22 protein-coding genes and 1 riboswitch are annotated in these 20,932 nt (G+C 45.6%); of the genes, 18 read left to right on the top strand and 4 right to left on the bottom strand.

Going from position 1 to position 20,932, the window contains the following annotated elements; genetic code table 11:
• The first annotated feature begins 5 nt into the window (after positions 1-5).
• The 5 genes from ACXAFV_RS11115 to ACXAFV_RS11135 all read left to right on the top strand — a co-directional run bounded on the left by ACXAFV_RS11115 (position 6) and on the right by ACXAFV_RS11135 (position 5,187).
• Positions 6-932 (top strand): ABC transporter ATP-binding protein, encoded by a 927-nt coding sequence (locus tag ACXAFV_RS11115; RefSeq protein ID WP_475126504.1) that lies wholly within the window; start codon positions 6-8, stop codon positions 930-932.
• Positions 929-2,020, top strand: a complete 1,092-nt coding sequence (locus tag ACXAFV_RS11120) for an ABC transporter permease (RefSeq protein ID WP_475126506.1) — start codon at positions 929-931, stop codon at positions 2,018-2,020. The genes ACXAFV_RS11115 and ACXAFV_RS11120 overlap by 4 nt, the downstream gene beginning before the upstream one ends.
• A gap of 127 nt (positions 2,021-2,147) precedes the next feature.
• Entirely contained in the window at positions 2,148-2,825 is a 678-nt protein-coding gene (locus ACXAFV_RS11125) for a YdeI/OmpD-associated family protein (protein ID WP_475126508.1), read from the top strand.
• 141 nt (positions 2,826-2,966) lie between these two features.
• Positions 2,967-3,221, top strand: coding sequence for a zinc ribbon domain-containing protein (locus ACXAFV_RS11130; protein WP_475126509.1), 255 nt, complete (start codon positions 2,967-2,969; stop codon positions 3,219-3,221).
• 154 nt (positions 3,222-3,375) lie between these two features.
• Entirely contained in the window at positions 3,376-5,187 is a 1,812-nt protein-coding gene (locus tag ACXAFV_RS11135; RefSeq protein ID WP_475126511.1) for a sulfatase family protein, read from the top strand.
• A gap of 199 nt (positions 5,188-5,386) precedes the next feature.
• On the opposite strand, the gene ahpF is transcribed toward ACXAFV_RS11135, so the two are convergent.
• Positions 5,387-6,919 (bottom strand): alkyl hydroperoxide reductase subunit F, encoded by a 1,533-nt coding sequence (gene ahpF, locus ACXAFV_RS11140; protein WP_475126926.1) that lies wholly within the window; start codon positions 6,917-6,919, stop codon positions 5,387-5,389.
• A 12-nt stretch (positions 6,920-6,931) separates the two neighbouring features.
• Positions 6,932-7,495 (bottom strand): alkyl hydroperoxide reductase subunit C, encoded by a 564-nt coding sequence (gene ahpC, locus ACXAFV_RS11145; RefSeq protein ID WP_341984479.1) that lies wholly within the window; start codon positions 7,493-7,495, stop codon positions 6,932-6,934.
• A gap of 848 nt (positions 7,496-8,343) precedes the next feature.
• On the opposite strand from ahpC, the gene ACXAFV_RS11150 reads away from it, so the two are divergent.
• From ACXAFV_RS11150 to lysA, 3 genes are all read left to right on the top strand, one after another.
• Positions 8,344-8,472, top strand: a complete 129-nt coding sequence (locus tag ACXAFV_RS11150) for a hypothetical protein (RefSeq protein WP_475126513.1) — start codon at positions 8,344-8,346, stop codon at positions 8,470-8,472.
• A 59-nt stretch (positions 8,473-8,531) separates the two neighbouring features.
• On the top strand, positions 8,532-8,738 hold the full coding sequence (locus tag ACXAFV_RS11155) for a hypothetical protein (protein ID WP_475126515.1): 207 nt from the start codon (positions 8,532-8,534) through the stop codon (positions 8,736-8,738).
• A gap of 119 nt (positions 8,739-8,857) precedes the next feature.
• Positions 8,858-9,033: riboswitch (Lysine riboswitch) on the top strand.
• Between the two features lie 117 nt (positions 9,034-9,150).
• On the top strand, positions 9,151-10,437 hold the full coding sequence (gene lysA / locus ACXAFV_RS11160) for a diaminopimelate decarboxylase (RefSeq protein WP_475126516.1): 1,287 nt from the start codon (positions 9,151-9,153) through the stop codon (positions 10,435-10,437).
• 102 nt (positions 10,438-10,539) lie between these two features.
• Here the strand turns inward: lysA and ACXAFV_RS11165 are convergent, their stop codons facing one another.
• Positions 10,540-11,331, bottom strand: a complete 792-nt coding sequence (locus ACXAFV_RS11165) for a class I SAM-dependent methyltransferase (protein ID WP_475126518.1) — start codon at positions 11,329-11,331, stop codon at positions 10,540-10,542.
• Between the two features lie 324 nt (positions 11,332-11,655).
• Here ACXAFV_RS11165 and ACXAFV_RS11170 point away from each other — a divergent pair, with 324 nt between their 5' ends.
• Positions 11,656-12,051 carry a VOC family protein gene (locus ACXAFV_RS11170; RefSeq protein WP_475126520.1) on the top strand — a complete coding sequence of 132 codons (396 nt, stop codon included), beginning with the start codon at positions 11,656-11,658 and terminating at the stop codon, positions 12,049-12,051.
• 193 nt (positions 12,052-12,244) lie between these two features.
• On the opposite strand, the gene ACXAFV_RS11175 is transcribed toward ACXAFV_RS11170, so the two are convergent.
• Entirely contained in the window at positions 12,245-12,436 is a 192-nt protein-coding gene (locus tag ACXAFV_RS11175; protein WP_475126521.1) for a hypothetical protein, read from the bottom strand.
• A 165-nt stretch (positions 12,437-12,601) separates the two neighbouring features.
• Between ACXAFV_RS11175 and ACXAFV_RS11180 the strand changes: the two genes are divergently transcribed.
• The 9 genes from ACXAFV_RS11180 (at position 12,602) to ACXAFV_RS11220 (ending at position 20,924) form a co-directional block, all read left to right on the top strand.
• Positions 12,602-13,849: a M24 family metallopeptidase gene (locus tag ACXAFV_RS11180; RefSeq protein WP_475126523.1), complete on the top strand. Its 1,248-nt coding sequence runs from the start codon at positions 12,602-12,604 to the stop codon at positions 13,847-13,849.
• 269 nt (positions 13,850-14,118) lie between these two features.
• Complete coding sequence (locus ACXAFV_RS11185; RefSeq protein ID WP_475126524.1) at positions 14,119-15,714, top strand: sensor domain-containing diguanylate cyclase; 1,596 nt, start codon at positions 14,119-14,121, stop codon at positions 15,712-15,714.
• Between the two features lie 91 nt (positions 15,715-15,805).
• Positions 15,806-16,291, top strand: a complete 486-nt coding sequence (locus ACXAFV_RS11190) for a hypothetical protein (RefSeq protein ID WP_475126526.1) — start codon at positions 15,806-15,808, stop codon at positions 16,289-16,291.
• The gene (locus ACXAFV_RS11195; RefSeq protein WP_475126527.1) at positions 16,284-16,799 is read left to right on the top strand and encodes a hypothetical protein; all 516 of its coding nucleotides are present in this window, start codon (positions 16,284-16,286) and stop codon (positions 16,797-16,799) included. The genes ACXAFV_RS11190 and ACXAFV_RS11195 overlap by 8 nt, the downstream gene beginning before the upstream one ends.
• A gap of 153 nt (positions 16,800-16,952) precedes the next feature.
• A complete protein-coding gene (locus ACXAFV_RS11200) occupies positions 16,953-17,903 on the top strand; it encodes a cation diffusion facilitator family transporter (RefSeq protein WP_475126528.1) in 951 nt (316 codons plus the stop codon).
• Between the two features lie 244 nt (positions 17,904-18,147).
• Positions 18,148-19,026, top strand: a complete 879-nt coding sequence (locus tag ACXAFV_RS11205; protein WP_475126529.1) for a peptidoglycan-binding domain-containing protein — start codon at positions 18,148-18,150, stop codon at positions 19,024-19,026.
• A gap of 244 nt (positions 19,027-19,270) precedes the next feature.
• Positions 19,271-19,630, top strand: a complete 360-nt coding sequence (locus ACXAFV_RS11210; protein ID WP_475126927.1) for a YkvA family protein — start codon at positions 19,271-19,273, stop codon at positions 19,628-19,630.
• A gap of 154 nt (positions 19,631-19,784) precedes the next feature.
• Entirely contained in the window at positions 19,785-20,210 is a 426-nt protein-coding gene (locus ACXAFV_RS11215) for a DMT family transporter (RefSeq protein WP_475126531.1), read from the top strand.
• An 18-nt stretch (positions 20,211-20,228) separates the two neighbouring features.
• A complete protein-coding gene (locus ACXAFV_RS11220; RefSeq protein ID WP_475126532.1) occupies positions 20,229-20,924 on the top strand; it encodes a Crp/Fnr family transcriptional regulator in 696 nt (231 codons plus the stop codon).
• Positions 20,925-20,932: the final 8 nt, after the last annotated feature.

Genomic DNA, 20,932 nt, shown 5'->3' on the forward strand with positions numbered 1-20,932 from the left:
TCGTTATGCCTGTAGAAATAATGGTTGATGTAAAAAATCTAGTGAAAAAATACGGCACCTTTACGGCGGTGAATGGAGTCGCATTTCAAGTGGAAAAAGGAGAAATCTTCGGTTTGCTTGGCCCGAATGGTGCCGGGAAGACAACGACGATCGAGATGCTGGTCGGCCTCCGGAAGCCTGACGAGGGGACGGCAAGCCTGTCGGGACATGATGTCCGGAAAGACGTGAATAAGGTGAAAGAAGTGATTGGGGTTCAGCTTCAGTCGACCTCGTTGTTTGAGTTGTTGAAGGTGGAGGAGATCCTTCATTTATATGCGAGCTTTTATCCAAGCCATGTGGACATAGAAGGGCTGATCGGGGACATGCTTTTGACCGAGAAGCGGAAGGACCGCATCAAGGGGCTTTCGGGCGGCCAGAAGCAACGGCTCGCGATTGCGCTCGCGCTGATTCATGATCCTGCGATTGTGTTTCTCGATGAACCTACGACGGGACTAGATCCGCAGGCAAGGCGGACGCTGTGGGACATCGTGCTTCGCTTGAAGGAGCGGGGGAAGACGGTGATCCTCTCCACGCATTATATGGATGAAGCCCACGTACTCTGCGACCGCATCGGCATCATGGATCAGGGGGAGCTGATCGCGCTCGACACGCCGTCGAATCTGGTAAAAACCCTGCAGTCGGCGAGCACTGTAGAGTTTTATCTGAATGATCCCCCTGAACAGGAATGGTTCATGAAAATGGACGGGGTCAAAGAAGCGGCGGTCAAGGATACGTTCGTCCAGCTGTATACAGATGATTTACAGATGGCGCTGACGTCACTCATCGAAGTGTCTTCCGAGCATGGCCTGGAAATCAGGGATCTGCAAACCCGCCAGGCAACCCTGGAGGATGTATTCATCCATATGACAGGAAGGAGGCTGCGTGAATCATGAGAGCTTACTGGCAATTGACGCTGGCACAATTACGTATTTTTGCCCGGAACAAGCAGGTGCTGTTCTTCACGCTGCTCTTCCCGGTCATCCTGATGGTGGCGCTCGGGTCCTTCGTAGGCGGAGGGAATTCCCTTTCGCTGACGGCAGGGCTGGTCGACAAGGACAGAACAGATGCATCGAAAGAATTGAAAGACTTATTTTATGAAAATGAGGGTATCGAAACGGCTGACTACGACTCTGTTAAAGAGGGGAAAGAAGCTGTAGAAAACGGTGATATACAGCTTCTGATCGAGATTCCGCAAGGCTATGGTGAGAGCCTCGAGGATCGGGATGGCGCTTTCTCCGTCCCTGTCTATTATAACGAGAAAAATCTGACCACTGCCGAGCTCGGACTCACGGTGGTGAACGGGGTCATCGATCAATACAGCAAGGACCTTGTGGATTACAAGCCACTGGTGACGATTGAAAAAGTGGGGATCGAAGCGCTGAACATCCGCTACATCGACTTCCTTGTCCCGGGCATCGTCGCGATGATGATCATGAGCAACAACATGAATGGTGTCGCGGGTCAGATCTCGGCGTGGCGTGAGCGCGGAATCCTCCGCCGGATGCAGGGGACGAGATTGAAAGCTTCGACGTTCATCGCAGCCCAGATTTCGGCGCGCCTCTTGCTGAACGGAACACAGGCTTTATTGGTCGTACTCATCGCGAATCTCATTTTTGATATAAATGTCGCCGGCTCCTGGCTCGCATTGATTTTCTTTATTGTACTAGGGACGCTTGCGTTCATGGCGCTCGGCTTCATCATTGCCGGTATGGCGAAGAATCCGGAAAGTGCCGGGCCGATTGCAGGCTTTGTATCGTTTCCGCTCCTATTCCTCGGAGGAGTCTTTTTCCCGATCAACAATATGCCGGAACTCATCCAGCCGATCGTGAAAGTGCTGCCGATCGCTCATCTGACTTCTGCACTTAGGGAGACGATGAATATCGGTACCTCGATTTTCGCGCTGGGGACGGAGACTCTTATTTTAGGAGTATGGTTAATTGGCGGATTTGCGATTGCGAGCTGGGTGTTTAAGTGGGAGTAGAGATGTGTTTGCTTCCCTGAGCCAAGGGGACAGGTCCCTCGACCCAATCAACCAGTGGACCTGTCCCCATGGTTCACTCATAGTTCAGAAATAAAGAGTAGTAGATAAGATGAAAAGGAGCTATGTTATGAATTCTACCAAACCTGTTACTGAAAAATTGAATTTTAGCAAATATCCAGAGAAACTCATTCTTAACCTTCCGGAAGACATCGATGACTTTCGCTCAATTGAATATGACGCTTCTATTAAAAAAGAACGATATGATCTCGTCTTTATTTTTATCTTCAATCTAGAAGATTTTGCAGCTCAGTTGAAGGAAGTTGCTGAAAAGGAATTAGTGAAGGACAACGGGTATTTGTACTTCGCCTATCCTAAGAAAAATAATCCGAAATATGATGAATATATAGACCGCGACAGCATTTACAATGAGAAATATTATAATGAAGAAGGATTTGTTCATGGAAGCAACCTGAAGTTTTCGAGAATGATCAGCCTGAATGATGTGTTCACAGTGGTGGGCATGAAGGCAGCGCCGAAGAAAGCGAAAAAAGCAGCCAGTACAAAAAAGAGTCAGTGTGTGGATGACTACATTGTTCATATCGAGGACATCGAAAAATATTTGAGCGGAAATGATGAGATTTTATCACTTTATACGGGATTGACGCCAGGATACCGAAAGGATTGGGCACGATACGTCTATAGTGCGAAACGAAAAGAAACGCAGGAAAAACGATTAAAGGAAATGGAGACTGTCCTGGCTGAAGGCTATAAGTCGATGGATTTGTATAGAAGGAAGAATAAATAATAGAGCATGTGCCTGATACCGGTGGTTTTCGGAATCAGGCACTAGTTATATTCCAGAACGGGTTGGCTAGCTGCCATGTACCTATAAAGATAATTGGATATATGTGGTATATTTTAGAAAAGAGGAGAAGGAGGAGAGGTCATGAACGCTTATAAAAAATGTCAAAGCTGCGCAATGCCATTGAAAAAGGATGAGGACCGCGGAACTGAAAAGAATCTTGAAAAGAGTCCGATGTATTGTAAACACTGTTATCAAGAAGGAGAGTTTACACAGCAAGACATTTCCGTAGATGAGATGAAGCAGTTCGTGAAAGGGAAGTGTATTGAAATGGGAGTTCCGAAGTTTATGTCGGGGATGTTTGTGAGGAATTTACATAAGCTGGAGAGATGGAGATAGCAGGTGAGAATGGGTCGGGGGACTGTCCCCTTGGCTCACTTCATACTGGTTAGCCGCTCTGCTAGTTATACCGTCGATCCCCTCCGCATAGTAGTGGTAAAGGAGAGCATGCAGTTTGCTTCTCTCACTTCCCGAGGTTATTGGAGGTCATGATATGAAGAAGGAACGATCGGAGCAGAAGGAAAGCCGCCCATTTCATAAAAAGCCCAATTTCCTGATTCTCATGGTAGATCAAGAACGTTATCCGGTTGTCTATGAAAATGAAGAATTGAAAGAGTGGCAGAGAACCAACCTGGTTGCCCAGGAGTTATTGAAAAAGAACGGATTTGAGTTCACCAAACATTATGCTGGAAGTACGGCGTGTTCACCGAGCCGGGCCACGTTTTATACAGGGCAGTATCCTTCGCTTCATGGTGTCACTCAGACAAGCGGTGCTGCCAAAACAGCCTTTGACCCGGATATGTTTTGGCTTGACCCGAATACGGTTCCGACGTTTGGTGATTATTTCAGGACGGCAGGGTACCGTACGTATTGGAAGGGAAAATGGCATGCATCGGATGAGGACATCATCATTCCCGGTACCAATGATGCGTTTCCGAGCTACACGTCTACAGGCGTGCCGGAGCATGAAAGTGTAAAGAAGTATCAAGATGCCGACCGTTTGGGTGGTTACGGCTTTTCCGGATGGATCGGACCTGAGCCCCACGGTTCGTCCCCGCGGAATTCCGGCTCTTCGGCAGCGATCGGTGTGAGCGGGCGTGATGTCATTTACGCCGATGAAGCGGTTGATCTCCTCCGTTCTCTTGAAAAAGAGGCGGAAAGCTCAGACCCATCACCGTGGCTGATGATGTGTTCGTTTGTCAATCCGCATGATATCGCATTGTTCGGGGCTTTTTCAGAGCTGAGTCCGTTGTATCATTTTAAAGTCGATCCATCCGTCCCCGAGATCCCGCCAGCACCTACGGCCAAAGAGTCCCTCCATACGAAACCATCTGCCCAGGAAAGTTATCGGATTACCTACCAACAAGCGCTGCAGCCATTACGGGACAGCCTGTTTTACAGGCAATTGTATTACTCTCTGCAAAAGCAGGCCGACCAAGACATGCTGAAGGTATTCCAGGCTCTGCAGAATTCCTCTTTCTATGAAGACACCATCGTGATTTTTTTATCCGATCATGGTGAACTGTTGGGCGCACACGGCGGATTGTTCCAGAAATGGTACAACACCTATGAGGAATCCATTCATGTCCCCCTTATCATCCATAATCCAAAACTGTTCCCGGAAAGCCGTCAGACCGAGATGATCACGAGTCACGTCGACATCCTGCCAACGATGCTGGGCCTGGCAGAGATCGATCCGCATAGGGCACAAAGGAAAATGCGGAAGGACCACACCGAAGTGCATCATCTGGTCGGAAGGGATCTAACTCCTTTATTACGTGGGAAGGAAGCCTTCTTCCGGTCGGACGAACCGATTTATTTCATGAGTGATGATGACTTCACACGCGGGCTGAATCAAGTCAGTGCCACTGGAAGACCATACACATCAGTTGTCCAGCCGAACCATACAGAAGCGATCATCACGAATCTTTCAACAGGGAAAGGCGGAGCGTCAGAGATGTGGAAGCTTACCCGCTATTTTGATAACCCTCAATTTTGGAGTGATCCAGGCTGTGAGGATGTGACGACCACCCAAGTCTCCGGAGCAAGCGCCTCATCCGATACAGAATGCTCTTTATGCATTACCAAAACAAAGAAAATCCCTGTCGCTGAACAGTATGAGCTCTATAACTTATCGGCCGATCCTCTCGAAGAAAAAAACCTGGCGTATCCGGAATTCGAAACACCGGAATCTATTGCCGTTAAAAACTTATTGATTTCTGCGCTTGAAGAGCAGTGCCGCCAAAAACGGATCTATCCTTCGAGCGGGGATGTGCCGGGGAAGCCTTCTTGTGATTGTAAATAGGGGAGGGGTATAGTTCAGTAGTCAGAAGGTGTGGGATCTCAGCCCATGGTTCCTAGGAGGAATGGGACGAGTGACCTGTCCCTGTGGCTCACTTGTGGTTAACCAAGTGCATCAGATGAAAATGGGACAAGGGACCTGTCCCCATGACCCGCAAAAAAATCCGCAATCCTGCATCATTGCAGAATAGCGGATTTTTACATTAATTCCGAATGAGATAGTCAAACGCGCCTAAAGCGGCTGTTGCTCCCGATCCCATTGAAATGATGATTTGGTTGTATGCACTGTCTGTACAGTCTCCGGCTGCAAATACGCCTGGAAGGCTTGTAGAGCCGTGCTTATCGACTACAATTTCACCGAAGCGTGTGCGTTCGATGGTTTCGTCAAGCCAGTCTGTGTTTGGAACAAGACCGATTTGGACAAATACACCTTGCAGCTCGACATGGTGTTCTTCGTGTGTGTCACGATCAGTATAGGTGATCCCGTTCACTTTGTCGGTTCCGGTGATCTCCTGTGTCTGTGCGTTTGTGATGACCGTTACATTCGGCAGGCTGTGAAGACGTTTTTGCAGGACGTCGTCGGCTTTCAGTTCAGAGTTGAACTCGAGAACAGTTACATGGTTGACGATACCGGCAAGGTCGATCGCTGCTTCGATACCGGAGTTTCCGCCACCGATGACCGCCACGTCTTTTCCTTCGAATAATGGACCGTCACAGTGAGGGCAGTATGCCACACCTTTGTTCTTGAATTCCTGCTCGCCAGGGACGCCGATGTTTCTCCAGCGGGCACCTGTGGAGATGATCAGGCTTTTACTCTTAAGGACTGCGCCGTTTTCAAGTTCAAGTTCGATCAGGTCTTTCTTTTCCAGGCGCTTGGCACGCTGAAGGTTCATGACATCGATGCCGTAGTCCTTCACGTGTTCTTCAAGGCTAGCGACAAGCTTAGGGCCTTCTGTCTGCTTCACACTGATGAAGTTCTCGATGCTCATCGTGTCAAGGACCTGGCCGCCGAAGCGTTCGGCTACGATTCCCGTACGGATTCCTTTACGCGCTGCATAAATTGCCGCACTGGAACCGGCCGGTCCGCCTCCGACAACAAGGACGTCGTATGGATCCTTGCCGGAAAGTTCTTCAGCATCAGGGCCTTCAACGATTTTCGAAAGGATTTCTTCAAGCGTCGTACGTCCTCCGCTGAAGAATTCAGCATTCAGGTGTACGGATGGAACGGCCATGATGTTCTTGTATTCTGCTTCTTCTTTGTACGCGGCACCGTCAATCATCGTGTGAGTGATGTTCGGGTTGAGCACACTCATGATGTTCAGGGCTTGTACGACGTCAGGACAGTTGTGGCAGCTCAGGCTGACATACGTTTCAAAGTGATGTTCGCCTTTGATGCTCTTGATCTGATCGATGACGCTTTGGTCAACTTTCGGCGGTCTGCCGCTGACTTGAAGAAGGGCAAGCACCAATGATGTGAATTCGTGTCCGAGCGGGATACCGGCGAAATGGACCCCGGTATCTTCCTCTCCGGCACGATTCACGCTGAAGCTTGGCGTTCTTGGAAGTTCAGATTTTTCGACTGATATCTTAGAGGACATAGAAGCCAGCTCTTCTACGAGAGCCAGCATGTCCTTTGAAGTTTCATCTTCACCTGCTGAGACTTTCAGGACGATATCGCCTTCCATCATTTGCAGGTACTGTTCTAATTGTGCCTTAATATCTGCTTCGAGCATGATTTACTGCACTCCTTATAATTTACCAACTAAGTCAAGGCTTGGCTTAAGTGTTTCAGAACCTTCCTGCCATTTAGCCGGGCAAACTTCGCCTGGGTTTGTGCGCACATATTGTGCAGCCTTGATTTTGCTGATTAGGATATCTGCGTCACGGCCGATGCCGCCTGCATTGATTTCAACTGTTTGGATGACACCATCCGGATCGATGATGAATGTACCGCGGTCAGCAAGACCTTCTTCTTCGTTAAGTACTTCGAAGTTGCGAGTGATTGTTTGAGATGGATCCCCGATCATCGCATACTTGATTTTACCGATTTTTTCAGAGCTGTCGTGCCAGCCTTTATGTGTAAAGTGAGTATCTGTAGAAACGGAATATACTTCTACGCCAAGCTCTTTAAGAGCGTCGTAGTTATTTTGAAGGTCTTCAAGTTCTGTAGGGCATACGAATGTGAAGTCTGCAGGGTAGAAGCAGAAAATGCTCCATTGACCTTTCAGGCTTTCGTCAGTGACAGTGATGAACTCACCATCTTTGTATGCTTGTGCTGTGAATGGTTTTACTTCTGATCCGATTAAAGACATAATGTAAATTCCTCCTAAAAGTAGTATGTGGGATTGAGAATTATTAATAGTTTATAATAATTCTAATTCGATATTCATTATTATATAAGCTGGGGGAAATGTCAAGGAAGAAGATTTGATTATTTATATAAATAGACTATCGGTGTGGCTGGGGGAGGGACATCTTCCATTTTCGCTCTATATCGTTGTGGGGGAAAGTTTATCCGGATTGGAAGGTTGAATCTACGATATTGCGGACTTGGCGCAATTATATGGAATCCGGCTCAATTATTTTGAAAGTGGCGCAATTATATGGAATCCGGCGCAATAATTTTGAAAGTGGCGCAATTATATGGAAACCGGCGCAATTATTTTGAAAGTGGCACAATTATATGGAATCCGGCGCAATTATTTTGAAAGTGGCGCAATTATTTGGATTTCGGGGCAATTATTTTGAAAGTGGCACAATTATTTGGATTTCGGGGCAAATATTTTGAAAGTGGCGCAATTATATGGAATCCGGAGCAAATATTTTGAAAGTGGCGCAATTATATGGAAACCGGCGCAATTATTTTAAAAGTGGCGCAATTATATGGAAACCGGCGCAATTATTTTGAAAGTGGCGCAATTATTTGGATTTCGGCGCAATACCTGCAGAGAGAGTGGCTATGTTTCTCGTCTCAATAACTTATTTCTCAAAAAAGGCTAAACCTATTCTATAAATGAAGAATATGGTTTGTATCTTTACACTTAATTTATAGTATTCAACATAGTAAAAGGAATGTCCCTGCTATTACAAGTTTAAGAAGGGTTCTAATTAGTAGTGCTGAATATATTCTAGTATTCCTAATTGAGGGGCTGAGGTCGATATGAAATATGAACAAAATGATTTTGATGAAGAACTCAAAGTGAAAATAAAACGTATTGAATGGGCATTAATGGATTACTCTAAAGATTGGCGGATCAGTACATACCTGTTTTTGAAGAAAAGGATCTAGACTTTGAAGCTCGGTTCAATCAAGAGGGGGAGGACCATTTTAAGCCTGGATACAGTTCGTTGCTTTCAGTCGGCATTGCTGAAAAGGGAGGAGAGCTCATTGATTTGCATGTGATAAAAATATGGGTGTGTGAACGTTCTGTATTTGGTGTGCCGATATCAAAAGCGTTGCCGGGAAGTAAAATTACGGGTGAATTGTTAGATGAATCGATTGAAGAAGTGAAAGAGGAAATAATGGAATATGTGAAGGAAGCGCTCCTTGGATGAATGTATGAGTTACGGTCGAAGGGGTGGCCGCCTGAATGAAAGTAAGAATATAGCTTTAATAGATTGACAATTTTTCCACCATAGTGGTATAGTTGCCATACAAAACTATAAACATACTCTCTGATAATAGAGGCGCGAGAATGAGGAGTAGCTACCTTGAGGATGATGGATCCTGGGATGGGAAGTGAAAGGCAGATCGCCGAAACGGGAAACAGCCAATCGGTTTCCTGTTGGGCTGGCATTGAATAAGTGTCAGACTGTCACAATGGTCACGTTGTGGAGAACTATTGAAGAGATGTTAATACAGAATTCTTCAGAACGTTCTTCGTTTTGATCAGGAAACCGTATGAGCATCGCTTCATACGGTTTTTTTGTGTGGTTTTTTCGGAGGGATTTCAGGAGGAGATTCGATATGACAGCAATGGAAACGAATGTACAGGGACAGTTGGAGATCGGCGGGATGAGTACGGGCGAGCTTACCGCAGCGTACGGCACGCCGCTGATGGTATATGATGAGGAAATGATCCGGGGGAAGGCGCGCTCGTTCCGCGAGGCGTTCATCGAGAGCGGACTCGGGTTCCAGGTCGCGTATGCGAGCAAGGCGTTTTTGTGCAAGGAAATGGTAAGGCTTGCCGAAGAGGAGGACCTGTCGCTGGATGTCGTGTCCGGAGGGGAATTGTACACGGCGCTTAAAGCCGGGTTCCCGGCAGAGCGGATTCATTTTCACGGGAATAATAAGTCCGAGGAAGAGCTAATGATGGCGCTTGATGCGGAGATCGGCTGCTTTGTGGTTGACAGTTTCCTTGAGCTTGAACTCTTGCATGAGCTGGCGAAAGAGCGCGAGCAGCAGGTGAACATCCTGCTTCGTGTGACGCCGGGCGTTGAAGCACACACCCATGATTACATCATGACGGGGCAGGATGATTCGAAGTTCGGCTTCGGGATTTCGACCGGACAGGCTGACCGCGCGATGCAGATTGCCCTTTGCAAGCCGAATTATACGGTGCTCGGGATCCATTCCCATATCGGTTCGCAGATCTTTGAACTGGACGGATTCCAGCAGGCAATCACGGTGCTGTCTGATTTCCTTCAAGGGTTGAGACTGGAGTGCGACGTCACGCTGCCTGTCCTGAATATCGGCGGAGGATTCGGGGTCCGCTATACGGAAGAAGACAAGCCGCTTCCGATTTCCGAGTATGTCAGAGCAATCACGGACAGCGTGAAGGAAAGCTTCGGTGAGAACGGTTATCCGCTGCCGGAAGTATGGATCGAGCCGGGCCGCAGCATCGTGGCGGAAGCGGGTACCACTCTGTACAAGGTCGGATCGAAGAAAATCATTCCTGATGTGCGCACCTATGTGTCGGTGGATGGCGGCATGACCGATAATCTGCGCCCGGCTCTTTACGGAGCAAAATATCATGCAGTGCTGGCGAATCGTCCGAATGAAGAGTGCACGGAGCTTGTCAGCATCGCTGGTAAATGCTGCGAGTCCGGCGACATGCTCATCTGGGATCTGAAGCTGCCTCCGGTGAATTTCGGTGACACACTCGCTGTGTTCAGTACGGGTGCTTACGGGTATTCGATGGCGAACAATTATAACCGGATTCCGCGCCCTGCCGTTGTGTTTGTTAAGGACGGGGAGTCGCGTGTGGTGATTGAGCGTGAGAGTTATGCGGATTTGGTGAGGCTGGATCGGTAGGTAAATGGATTATTGCTGGTCAGCACCTCGGATGAAGCTGGATAGACCCTTATTTAAATAATAAAAAACGATCAGTGGCCATCTGATCGTTTTTTTGCATGGTCAGTTTGATGATTCAAACAATCCTGTCGACTTTGTGATCTTGATAGCCCCATTATTGGATTCTTTTACAGATGCCAGAAAATCAATAAACGATGATAATGTGTCATCGACCAGGGATTTATTTAACCCTGTGTTTGAAGAAAGCAGGTAATCTACAATTGCTTCTTCGTCTGTAATGTTCAACCCTCCAGGAAACCCTTTAAATACAATCTCGTTGAAAAAGCCCCCGAGCTGATCCCGCCCGTTTTCTATTCCAAATTTCAAGGCGTTCTTCCTGGCTGAAGGATAATCTAAATTTCGATCAAACTGTTTCAGCAGTTCTCCAAATTCTTTCATGTGATCGACCCCTATGGTAGAACAGTAAAATGTACCATCTGGTTTTAACACACGCCGGACTTCTTTCAATGCCTTTCGCCTATCAGAAACATGATACAGCATATGATTGGCGATGATGATATCAAAGCGGTTATCTTCAAAAGGAATATCCTCGATATTGAATTGCCGGTACTGGATTTCAGGCAGCCCTGTTAAATTCTTTTTAGCGGAATCGACCATACCTTCAGAATGGTCAGAGAGTGTGATGTTCCAACTGTCATTGATTCGTTCCCTGTTTTTAAGCCAAAAGGTGCCGTCTCCACATCCGATTTCAAGGATTCTGCTAGTTAGAGGAATTGTTAACTGTTCAAAGAGCCAGCTGTGCCAATCAACTTTATTTTCACTAAATTTTTCGTGAATGTTTATCCGTGTATTTAGTTTCGAGGAATTTTTATATTGATCTCCTAATGAACCCAAGGTTTCTCCCTCCAGTGATTTGTGAGTGATTCCTTAAAGAACAAGCAATGACAGCCCGCCAAGGAGCAGAAGTACAGTAACAGTCAATAGTGCTATTTTAGTGAATCTGCTTGATTTATGAAAAATCCTGAAATACATGTTCAACACCTCACTCAGTGTATTTATATAGCTACTATAGATACGATCGATGCAGGTGGGAAGTTTCATATTTATGCTAACGTTTCCAATCTATCATTGAACATTCAGGCAGACATCGTTTACTATAAAGAGGCAAACCAGAATTTATCAGAATTATTAAACGAATGAATTAGCGGAGGGGATCAAATGGGACGATTAGTGCATTTCGAAATTCATGTGGATGATGTGGAACGGGGAAAGGCGTTTTATGGTGAAGTATTCGGGTGGAAGTTTGAAGATTGGAGCGAATACGCAGGGATGCCTTATTTCGGGGCTGTGACGGGTGATGAGAGTGTGCCCGGGATCAATGGTGCGCTGATGAAGCGCAAAGGTCCTCGTCCTGAGGCTGGTCATCCGTTGAATGGGTATGCGTGTACGATGGGTGTTGAGGATTATGATGCAGTGGAGAAAAAGATCCTTGAACTTGGCGGCCAGGTAGGCGTGCCTAAATATGCCCTGCCTGGAATGGCTTGGCAGGGGTATTACACGGATCCTGAGGGGAATATTTTCGGGATTCATCAGCCGGATGAGAATGCGAAATAATTGTAGATGCTAAAAGGGTGCCTGTCCTTCTGTACGTGGTTTGTACATGGAGGCAGGCACCTTCTTTAAGTGACTACTTTTTATTGTTATAAATTGTGAATACCAAAAAGGATAGTAATAGTAAAAAGACAACACCCACTCCAAGGAGCATATCAATGATCATGTCCATAAAAACCCTCCAGTCAGGAAGTGACTACTGTTCATTATTCATCTCTTCTTCTTTCTTTTCATCGTGTCTCGAGAATAATAGAGTAAGAACAGCTGCTGATAATATGATACCTATGCATAAATAAAGCGGAAAATCCCACTTGAAATATAAGGCCGCTGATGCCCCAATGACGGTGATCCATTCTAAGGCTAAAAATGGTTTCAGATATTTTTTCAATTGTATTCCCCCATGTATCTTTGTTTCGATGGAAAATAGTAAATTCCTCCATGTGGATTAGACGTTCACGTCACCATGGAGGTTTTTACTTTTTAGACTGTTTAAAGGAAATCACCGGACTTTGTCGAAGGGTTATAGAAATAGATACGTGGAGGAGATATGACCGTGAAGAATGAATCGTTATCCTTGATTCTGCCGTTGAAAAAAAGGGAAGAAATCCAGAACCGCTGGCTTTTCCACCGCCTGAATGCGCTGTTGCCGGCATTGATGAAGAAGCATGGACTCGATATGTGGATTGTGGTCGGGCGGGAGTATCATGAGGATCCGGTGTTGAAAACGCTCTACCCCTCTGCAATCGACAGTTCGAGGAGATTGACCATATTGGTCTTTTGGCTGGATGAGGGTGAGCAATTAAAGCGCTGGGTCATCCATCCGAATCCAAGCTTCGAGCCTTTTTATGAAAGGATTTGGAACAGGGCAGAGGGGGACCAGTGGGAGTGTCTTAAGAACACGGTTGAGGAGTGCGATCCGGATAGGGTCGGGTTGAATTATTCCCATACGTTCGCTGCGAGTGATGGGCTGAGTCATTCTTATTTTGAACATTTGCAAATGGTCTTGAGTGATTATAGTGACCGGTTTGTGAGTGCACAGTATTTGATTGTCGATTGGCTTTCGAACAGGAGCGGTAAGGAAATGAAGGCGTATCCTGCGATTGCTGAACTCGCTAGGAAGATTTCAAAGGAGGCGTTATCGTCAAGGGTTATCCATCCGGGGATCACGACAACTGAAGATGTGGTGGACTGGATCCGGCAGCGGGTGCTGGACCTTGGACTGGAGACCTCTTTTTACCCAACAGTCGATCTTCAAAGAAAAGGCTCGGAGATGGATCGAATCGAGGGGGAAATCATTCGGCCCGGGGATATCGTCCATTTGGATTTCGGGATCGAGTATCTCGGGCTTGCCACCGATACGCAGCAGCTCGCCTATGTGTTGAAGCCTGGGGAAACGGAGGCTCCGGAAGGGCTTCAGTCTGCCTTCTTCACGGCTTTAAGGCTCGAGGATATTTTGAGTTATCATATGAAAGAAGGGAAAACGGGAAATGAAGTGTTCCGCGCGGCGATGGCGTCTGCGAAAAAGGAGCAGATCGATGCCATGATTTACTGTCATCCGGTCGGGCCACATTGCCATGAAGCGGGTGCGTTGATCGGCCTCTATGATCAGCAGGGGGATGTGCCGATCAAGGGTGATCTGCCGCTAACGGCAAATACGTGCTATGCGATGGAGTTCAATATCCGACAGTTTGTTCCTGAATGGGGGCAGGAGGTTCCGATTTATTTGGAGGAGCCGGTCGCGCTCTTGGATGGGAAGGTGGAGTATATGGCAAAGAGGCAAATGGGGTTTTATTTGATATAGGGAATTGGGTATGAGCCAAGGGGGCCCCCTCGGCTCATACCTTAATAGTCGAAGGTCCGTCCCTCGCTGCGGTAACGCTTTACCGTAACGAGGGACGGGCCTTCGGAAGTTCTGATTTAGAAGCTTGGCATCCAAATCTCTTCCTCTCTTTCTTGTGAATAAACGTTCACTATTTTAACCCATTAAAATGGTTACAAAGAAAAAATTTCCTGATAAGATAAATAATAGTAATATAGTACTATCTACTAAGTGTGTAAGGGGTATACTTCATGTTTAAACGCGGAATCAGACTACGGATTGCTATCGGGCTGCTCATCATGATGACAGTCATCAGCAGTACGTTAGTCAGCTGGTATGCGGCGACGAATGGAATGAAGGGTTCACTGGAAGAGAAATATTTAGACAGCAATTACAACTATTCTACTAAACTGGCTCAAAGCACAAATGACTTGCTCGGTCATATGCAAAAAAATATCATTGCGATGGCTGAAATTGTAGATAACAGCCAATTTGATCAGAAGGAACTGGATATATGGCATGATGCCAACAGTGACCATTTTAATTCCACATTTGTTACAGACGAAGATGGGGTCATTCAATTACTGAGTCCTTCGATTGTACAATATAAAAACGGTGCAAAAGTTAAAATAGGGACGAAAATACAATCGGATACGGTTAAAAAAGCCCTTAAGATTAAACAGGCGTTCATCTCCAAGCCTTACCGTGCGACATCAGGACAAATGATCATGCTGGTTTCAGCTCCAATTTTTAATGAACAAGGGGATTACCAAGGGTTGATCGGAGGCACTGTATACTTGGAAAGTGATAATGTCCTTAAGAATATTCTGATCAACCACGGACAAAGTGATGGATCTTATGTATATGTGGTCGATCGTGACGGCCGTTTAATCTACCATCCTGAAACGGACCGGCTGAATGAGATGGTTTCAGAAAATAAAGTGGTGCAGCAGTTGATGCAGGGGAAAAGCGGTTCCTCCATCGTAGTCAATACAAAAGGAATAGAATATTATGCAGGGTTTACGTACATAGAGAGCACTGGGTGGGGAGTGGTCAGTCAGACACCAACATCTGTCATTGAAACCCCGTTACAAGAATTGTTTGCTAAGATGGCCATACAATCCATCCCGATTTTACTGATCATCTTATTGATTGCTTGGATTCTTACGAATAATATTTCCAAGCCCCTGAATATGCTCGCTCAATATTCAGAAGAGGGCTTCAATAATAAACAGGTATCAGTCAACTTTAAAGAAGTAGAAATGAAGTCGAATATATACGAAGTCCGTCAGCTCTATTACCAGGTAAACAAGTACCTCAATAGGCTGAATGAAGAAATTCAAATCGACGGATTGACTGGTATCGCAAACCGAAAGACGTTCGATTCAGTCATTAAAGATTGGATTGGCAAAAAAGAAGCATTTTCGTTAATCATGCTGGATATTGACCGATTTAAACAAGTAAATGATACTTACGGACATTTAACCGGCGATGAAGTCCTGAAATTCCTATCATCCATCATCACTCAATATGTCGAAGGGGAGCATTTGGGGTTCCGTTATGGAGGGGAAGAGTTTGGACTATTGCTAAAAGACCGTACTGTTAAAGAAGCCATTACCGTTGCTGAAAGACTGCGCAAAGAATTAGCAGGAACCCCAAGCCCGACTGGAAAACCAATAACCATTTCATTAGGTGTCACCGAATTTCAGGAGAAAGATAACCATCCTGAAACCATCATCGAAAGGGCGGACTCTGCGCTCTATCAATCAAAGATGGCTGGAAGAAATCAGACTAGCATATATCATGAAGACGATGATAGCAACGAAAGAACCTCAGCTGCCCGCTGAGGTTCTTTGTTTTATATTTACCTTTGTCACATTACAGCGATAAATAGAGAAAAAGAGGGTAGTCTAAGAATAAAAAAGGATGAACATTTTTATGGTCATTGTCTTGTTCACGGTTTTTACTTCAATTTTATTATTGTACTCTCTAAAAGCAGTAGTAAAACGGTTTAGAGTGATTGAGGTAATCATTCTTTGTGTATTCAATTCCTTTTTATGCCAACATCTGAATTTTAAAATTTTTTCTGCATTTGAGCGTCTTTCCGTTAAGGAAGAGTTAATTCCAAGGGTAGAAAGTTATCTTCATTATGGCTTGTTTATCCCCCTTTTATTAATGTGGGTATTGTATTTTTTTCGTTCAGGGATGCCAACTTACATAAAACTGATCATTGCAGGGGCCTTCACTGGAATTGATGTAGGATCAAAATACCTCTTTTTGCAAACAGGAATGTTAAAATCGGATTCTTCTGAGTGGTATCCGGTGATAGACGTATGTATTACAGGTGGAATTCTTCTTCTGTCTTTTGTTTTCATGATTCGTTTTGCCTTAACCTTAAAAAAGGAGCTCGTTTTCGTTGACTGAGATCGCAAAGGTTTTAGAGCCTCTTACTCCTAAAACGTTCGATAAAAATGAAATGTTTGTTATTGGTATCCTCATACTGTGCTGGAGTATTTTGTTCTTGATACATCGTCTGGAACCACTCCTGCTTCGAACTGAACTCATAGCCTTGTATGTTTTTAACGTGTGGTTTGCAACAGTTGGGGATAGAATTTTTGCGGAGCCGCCGCTTGATTTTTACGACACACTGGATTATCCGCATGGGGAACTCTTTGATACTATTCTGCAAGTATGTGTTTACCCGGTTCCGATCGTCATTTTCTTCCATCTTTATCGGAAGTATAAACTGGGCAAAGCAGCTTTTGTTTTAGTTAACGCCCTCATTCTTGTTGTGCTCGAATGGATTTCAGAGAATTTCTTTGACTTGTTTCAATTTAAAGAGTGGAACGCGTTCTACTCCTATGTCTTTTATTGTTTTGCATTGTCGGTGAACTTGATATTTTTTGGACTAATTAAGAAATATTTAAAGTGAACCAAGGGCACAGGTCTCTTGGTTCACTTTAAATGGGAAGTGGAATGTTTGACACTGAATTTCAACACTCATATAATATTAATATATGATTACATATTCATATATATAATGTATTTAGAATAGTATATGAGGAGAATAGGAAAACAGGGAGGTATGAACTTGGGACACGATCACGGACATGGCCATACGCATGGCGCAAATAAAAAGGCATTATGGATAAGTTTTATCATCATCACCGGATATATGATCGTTGAAGCAGTCGGGGGATTTCTGACGAACAGTCTCGCTTTACTGTCTGATGCAGGACATATGCTGAGTGACTCGGTGTCACTCGGGATCGGGTTATTGGCCTTTACATTGGGTGAAAAAGTGGCTGACTATAGTAAGACGTATGGGTATAAACGTTTTGAGATATTGGCTGCTGTCTTTAACGGGGTGACTCTGGTACTGATTTCGCTTTATATTTTTTACGAAGCCTATCACCGCTTCATGGAACCGCCTGAAGTCGCATCGACCGGGATGCTTGTGATCGCATCGATCGGCTTGGTGGTGAATATCATTGTTGCATGGATATTGATGCGCGGTGATACGGAAGAAAATCTGAATTTACGTGCGGCATTTCTTCACGTATTGGGTGATCTGCTTGGCTCTGTCGGGGCGATTACGGCAGCATTATTGATTCTATTCTTCGACTGGGGATGGGCAGATCCGGTTGCGAGTGTAATCGTGGCACTGCTAGTATTGATAAGTGGATGGAGGGTCACGAAGGATGCGGTCCATGTATTGATGGAAGGCACTCCCAAAAATGTGGACTTGGATGATGTCATCGCTGCTATTGAAAGCGTTGAGGGTGTTGAAAAAATTCATGATCTCCACGTGTGGAGCATCACCAGCGGACAGAACGCCCTTTCTTGTCATGCAGTAGTAAATGGAGATGTAACGATACATGACAGTCAGGAGCTTTTAAGGAAGATAGAACATGATTTGGAGCATAAAGGGATTGGACATGTGACCATCCAGCTGGAAAGCAGTGATCATCCTCATGAAGATTCGCTGATGTGTGATGGTAATCGTGGATCTTCCCTGCACCACCATCGTCATTAATGATAAACTCATTTGTGATGGGTTCATAAACTATTAGAAATGGCAGGCTGATTCTAGGTGGATCAGGCCTGCTATTTTTTTGTTATGGAAAGTTCTTCAACCATTTTGATGAAAATTATTTACCTCATTTACCATGAAATGATTGGTAAATAGTGTTACTGACTTTCATTTATTGTTTACGTAACTGTTGCGAAAGTTTGGGGATAGTAAGTTTGTACTTACTATTAAAAGGAAGGTGTACTGTATGAAACGATGCAATGCAGGTGGAAGAATGATAAAAGGGATCGGAGCGTTTGTACTGGCAGCTTTTTTAATGGTGTCAATGTCATCAGTAACTAGTGCTGTAGGCAAGGATGCCAAGGGGCCTGATGTCTATGTCATTCAAGGGATGTTGAAATCGATCGGCAGCTACTCAGGCAAGATCACTGGAAATTTTGACAAGACGACTGTCCAAGGTGTGAAATATTTTCAAAAAAAACATGGACTGCCGGTTACTGGTTCAGTCGATAATAAAACATTCCAATCAATCACGTATTCTTATGCAAACTTGAAATTCCCATCGCCAGGTGAAGGCCCAGGAGCAGGTGAAGGTCCAGGAGCAGGTAAAGGCCCGGGAGCAGGTGAAGGCCCGGGAGCAGGTGAAGGCCCGGGAGCAGGTGAAGGTCCAGGAGCAGGTGAAGGCCCGGGAGCAGGTGAAGGCCCGGGAGCAGGTGAAGGTCCGGGAGCAGGTGAAGGTCCGGGAGCAGGTGAAGACCCAGGAGCAGGTGAAGGCCCGGGAGCAGGTGAAGGTCCAGGGGCAGGTGAAGGTCCAGGAGCAGGTGAAGGTCCGGGAGCAGGTGAAGGCCCGGGAGCAGTCGAAGAACAAGAAGCTGAAGAAGGCCCTGGAATAGAAGAAAAACAAGAGATTGAAAAAGAAGAGCCGGGTGAGGCAGAGGAGCCAAAAGAAGAACTTGAGGCGCCAAGTAAAATCAAAGAAGAACCTAAAAAGGAACCAGCGAAAGAGCCGGCGAAAGAGCCAAGCAAGGAACCGGTGAAGGAACCAGCAAAAGAGCCAATGAAAGAGCCGGTTAAAGAACCAAGCAAAGAACCAGTTAAAGAACCAAAGAAATACAAATCAGAATAAGTGATACAGAAGCTGCTGATTTTTTCAATCAGCAGCTGTCCATCTTTAAATCAAAATATAAATGTTGTAAAGGTTTTACTAGAAAAATCTGTCCTATTTCGCGTACGGGACATTGAATTGCCGCACAGCTTATTGATTGACGGTCACGATCATTTGTTTCTTTACTCCAAACCTTCTACAATGGAGGTAATAGAGTTGAGCAGCTAGGCATGCTCAATTTGGAGGTGGAAATAATTTGAATGAGATGGATAAGCACTATTCAGAGGGCAAGTTTTGGAACAAACTGAAAAAGTTCGGAGTGAAAGCAGGTCACTCAGTCGTTTACACAGCGCTGCTCCTTTACTTTGTCTTACAGAAGCCGGATGTTCCCAAGAAAGTAAAGATGGTGATCATCGGGGCTCTTGGCTATTTCATTCTGCCGACAGACCTCATTCCTGATTTTGCAGTAGGGGTAGGCTTCACGGATGACCTTGGTGCGCTGGGTGTCGCCTTATTGCAGGTGGCCATGTACATCGATGACGATGTGAAAGCGAAAGCCAAGGCGAAATTGAGCGACTGGTTCGGGGACGATGTGGATACGTCAGAGGTCGATAAGAAAATATAAATGTTGAAGGCCCGTCCCTCGCTGCGGTAATGCTGTACCGTGACGTGGGACGGGCCTTTGAAATTTTGGCTGGCATTGAGTAAGCTTAGGACATATGTCCTTTCGCAGAAATGGATTCTCCTATTTAATAAGTTTCAGAATAGGAGGATGTAAGATGAAGGGTGCAATATTCGCGCTGCTTGGGGGACTGTGCATCACCATGCAGGGCATTTTCAATGCAAGAATGAGCGACGCCATCGGAGGGTGGCATACGACGTCCATCGTTCATATCGTTGCTTTTACGATCGCGATGGCGATATATATGAAAGAAAGAGATGGAAAAGGGAAGAGCTTCAGGCAGGTGCCATTCCTTTATTTGATCGGTGGTTCGTTCGGTGTCGTTGTTGTTTTTTCTGAACTGACAGCGATTCATATGATTGGACCCGCATCGGCCATTGCCATCCTTCTTGTCGCACAGATCGGAACGGCTTTTGCCATAGAATCGAAAGGTTGGTTCGGGGAAAGGAAGGTCCCTGTTACGCTCAGGCAGGGTGTCGGTCTTGTTATGATGCTTGCCGGAGTGGTCCTTTTCCAATTGTAGAAGAAGGAGATTAATACGGTGAAAGAAAAACAAGCTGCCCAATCAGAACAGTATATAAGAGGAACTGAGCTGGAAGATTTATTTCCAGCGCATTTTAGAAAACATATCAAAGTCTACCAGTTTGAAAAGGGGGACGTCTTGTTTTCGACAGGGGATGAGCTCGACGAACTCTATTTTCTTATGAAAGGGAAAATCAAGATCTTCACGCATACCCCTGAAGGAAAGCTCTTGATCAACCGGTTCAAGCGTCCGCCCGCTTTGATTGGAGACGTGGAATATGCCAAGGGAAGTGCGGTCATCAATTCGGTTGAAGCCGTGACGGACGGGGTGTTCCTTGCCGTGCCTTTCGCTGATTTGGCGAGGGTTGAGAGTGAGCATCCGGCGATCATCCGCTTTTTGTTCGATACGGTGGCCCATAAGTTTTATACCGAATTACATGCGACGAGCATGCATATGCTGTATCCGGTCGAAGTACGGCTGGCGAGTTATCTGTTATCCATTTCCGAAGTCGGGGAAGGGACTGTCTTTCATGAAGAAATGCGTACGTCCAATCTGATGGAACTGGCAGAATGGATCGGAACAAGCTACCGGCACTTGAACAGGGTTTTAAAGAAAATGGCAGCTGAAGACATCATCGAACGTGTGAATGGTTCGATTAAAATAAAAAATCTCAAAAAACTCAGTACCCTTGCAAAAGGGAACATCTATGAATAAGGAGGTGC

The sequence above is a fragment of the Rossellomorea sp. ABR4_012 genome (genome assembly GCF_056159545.1).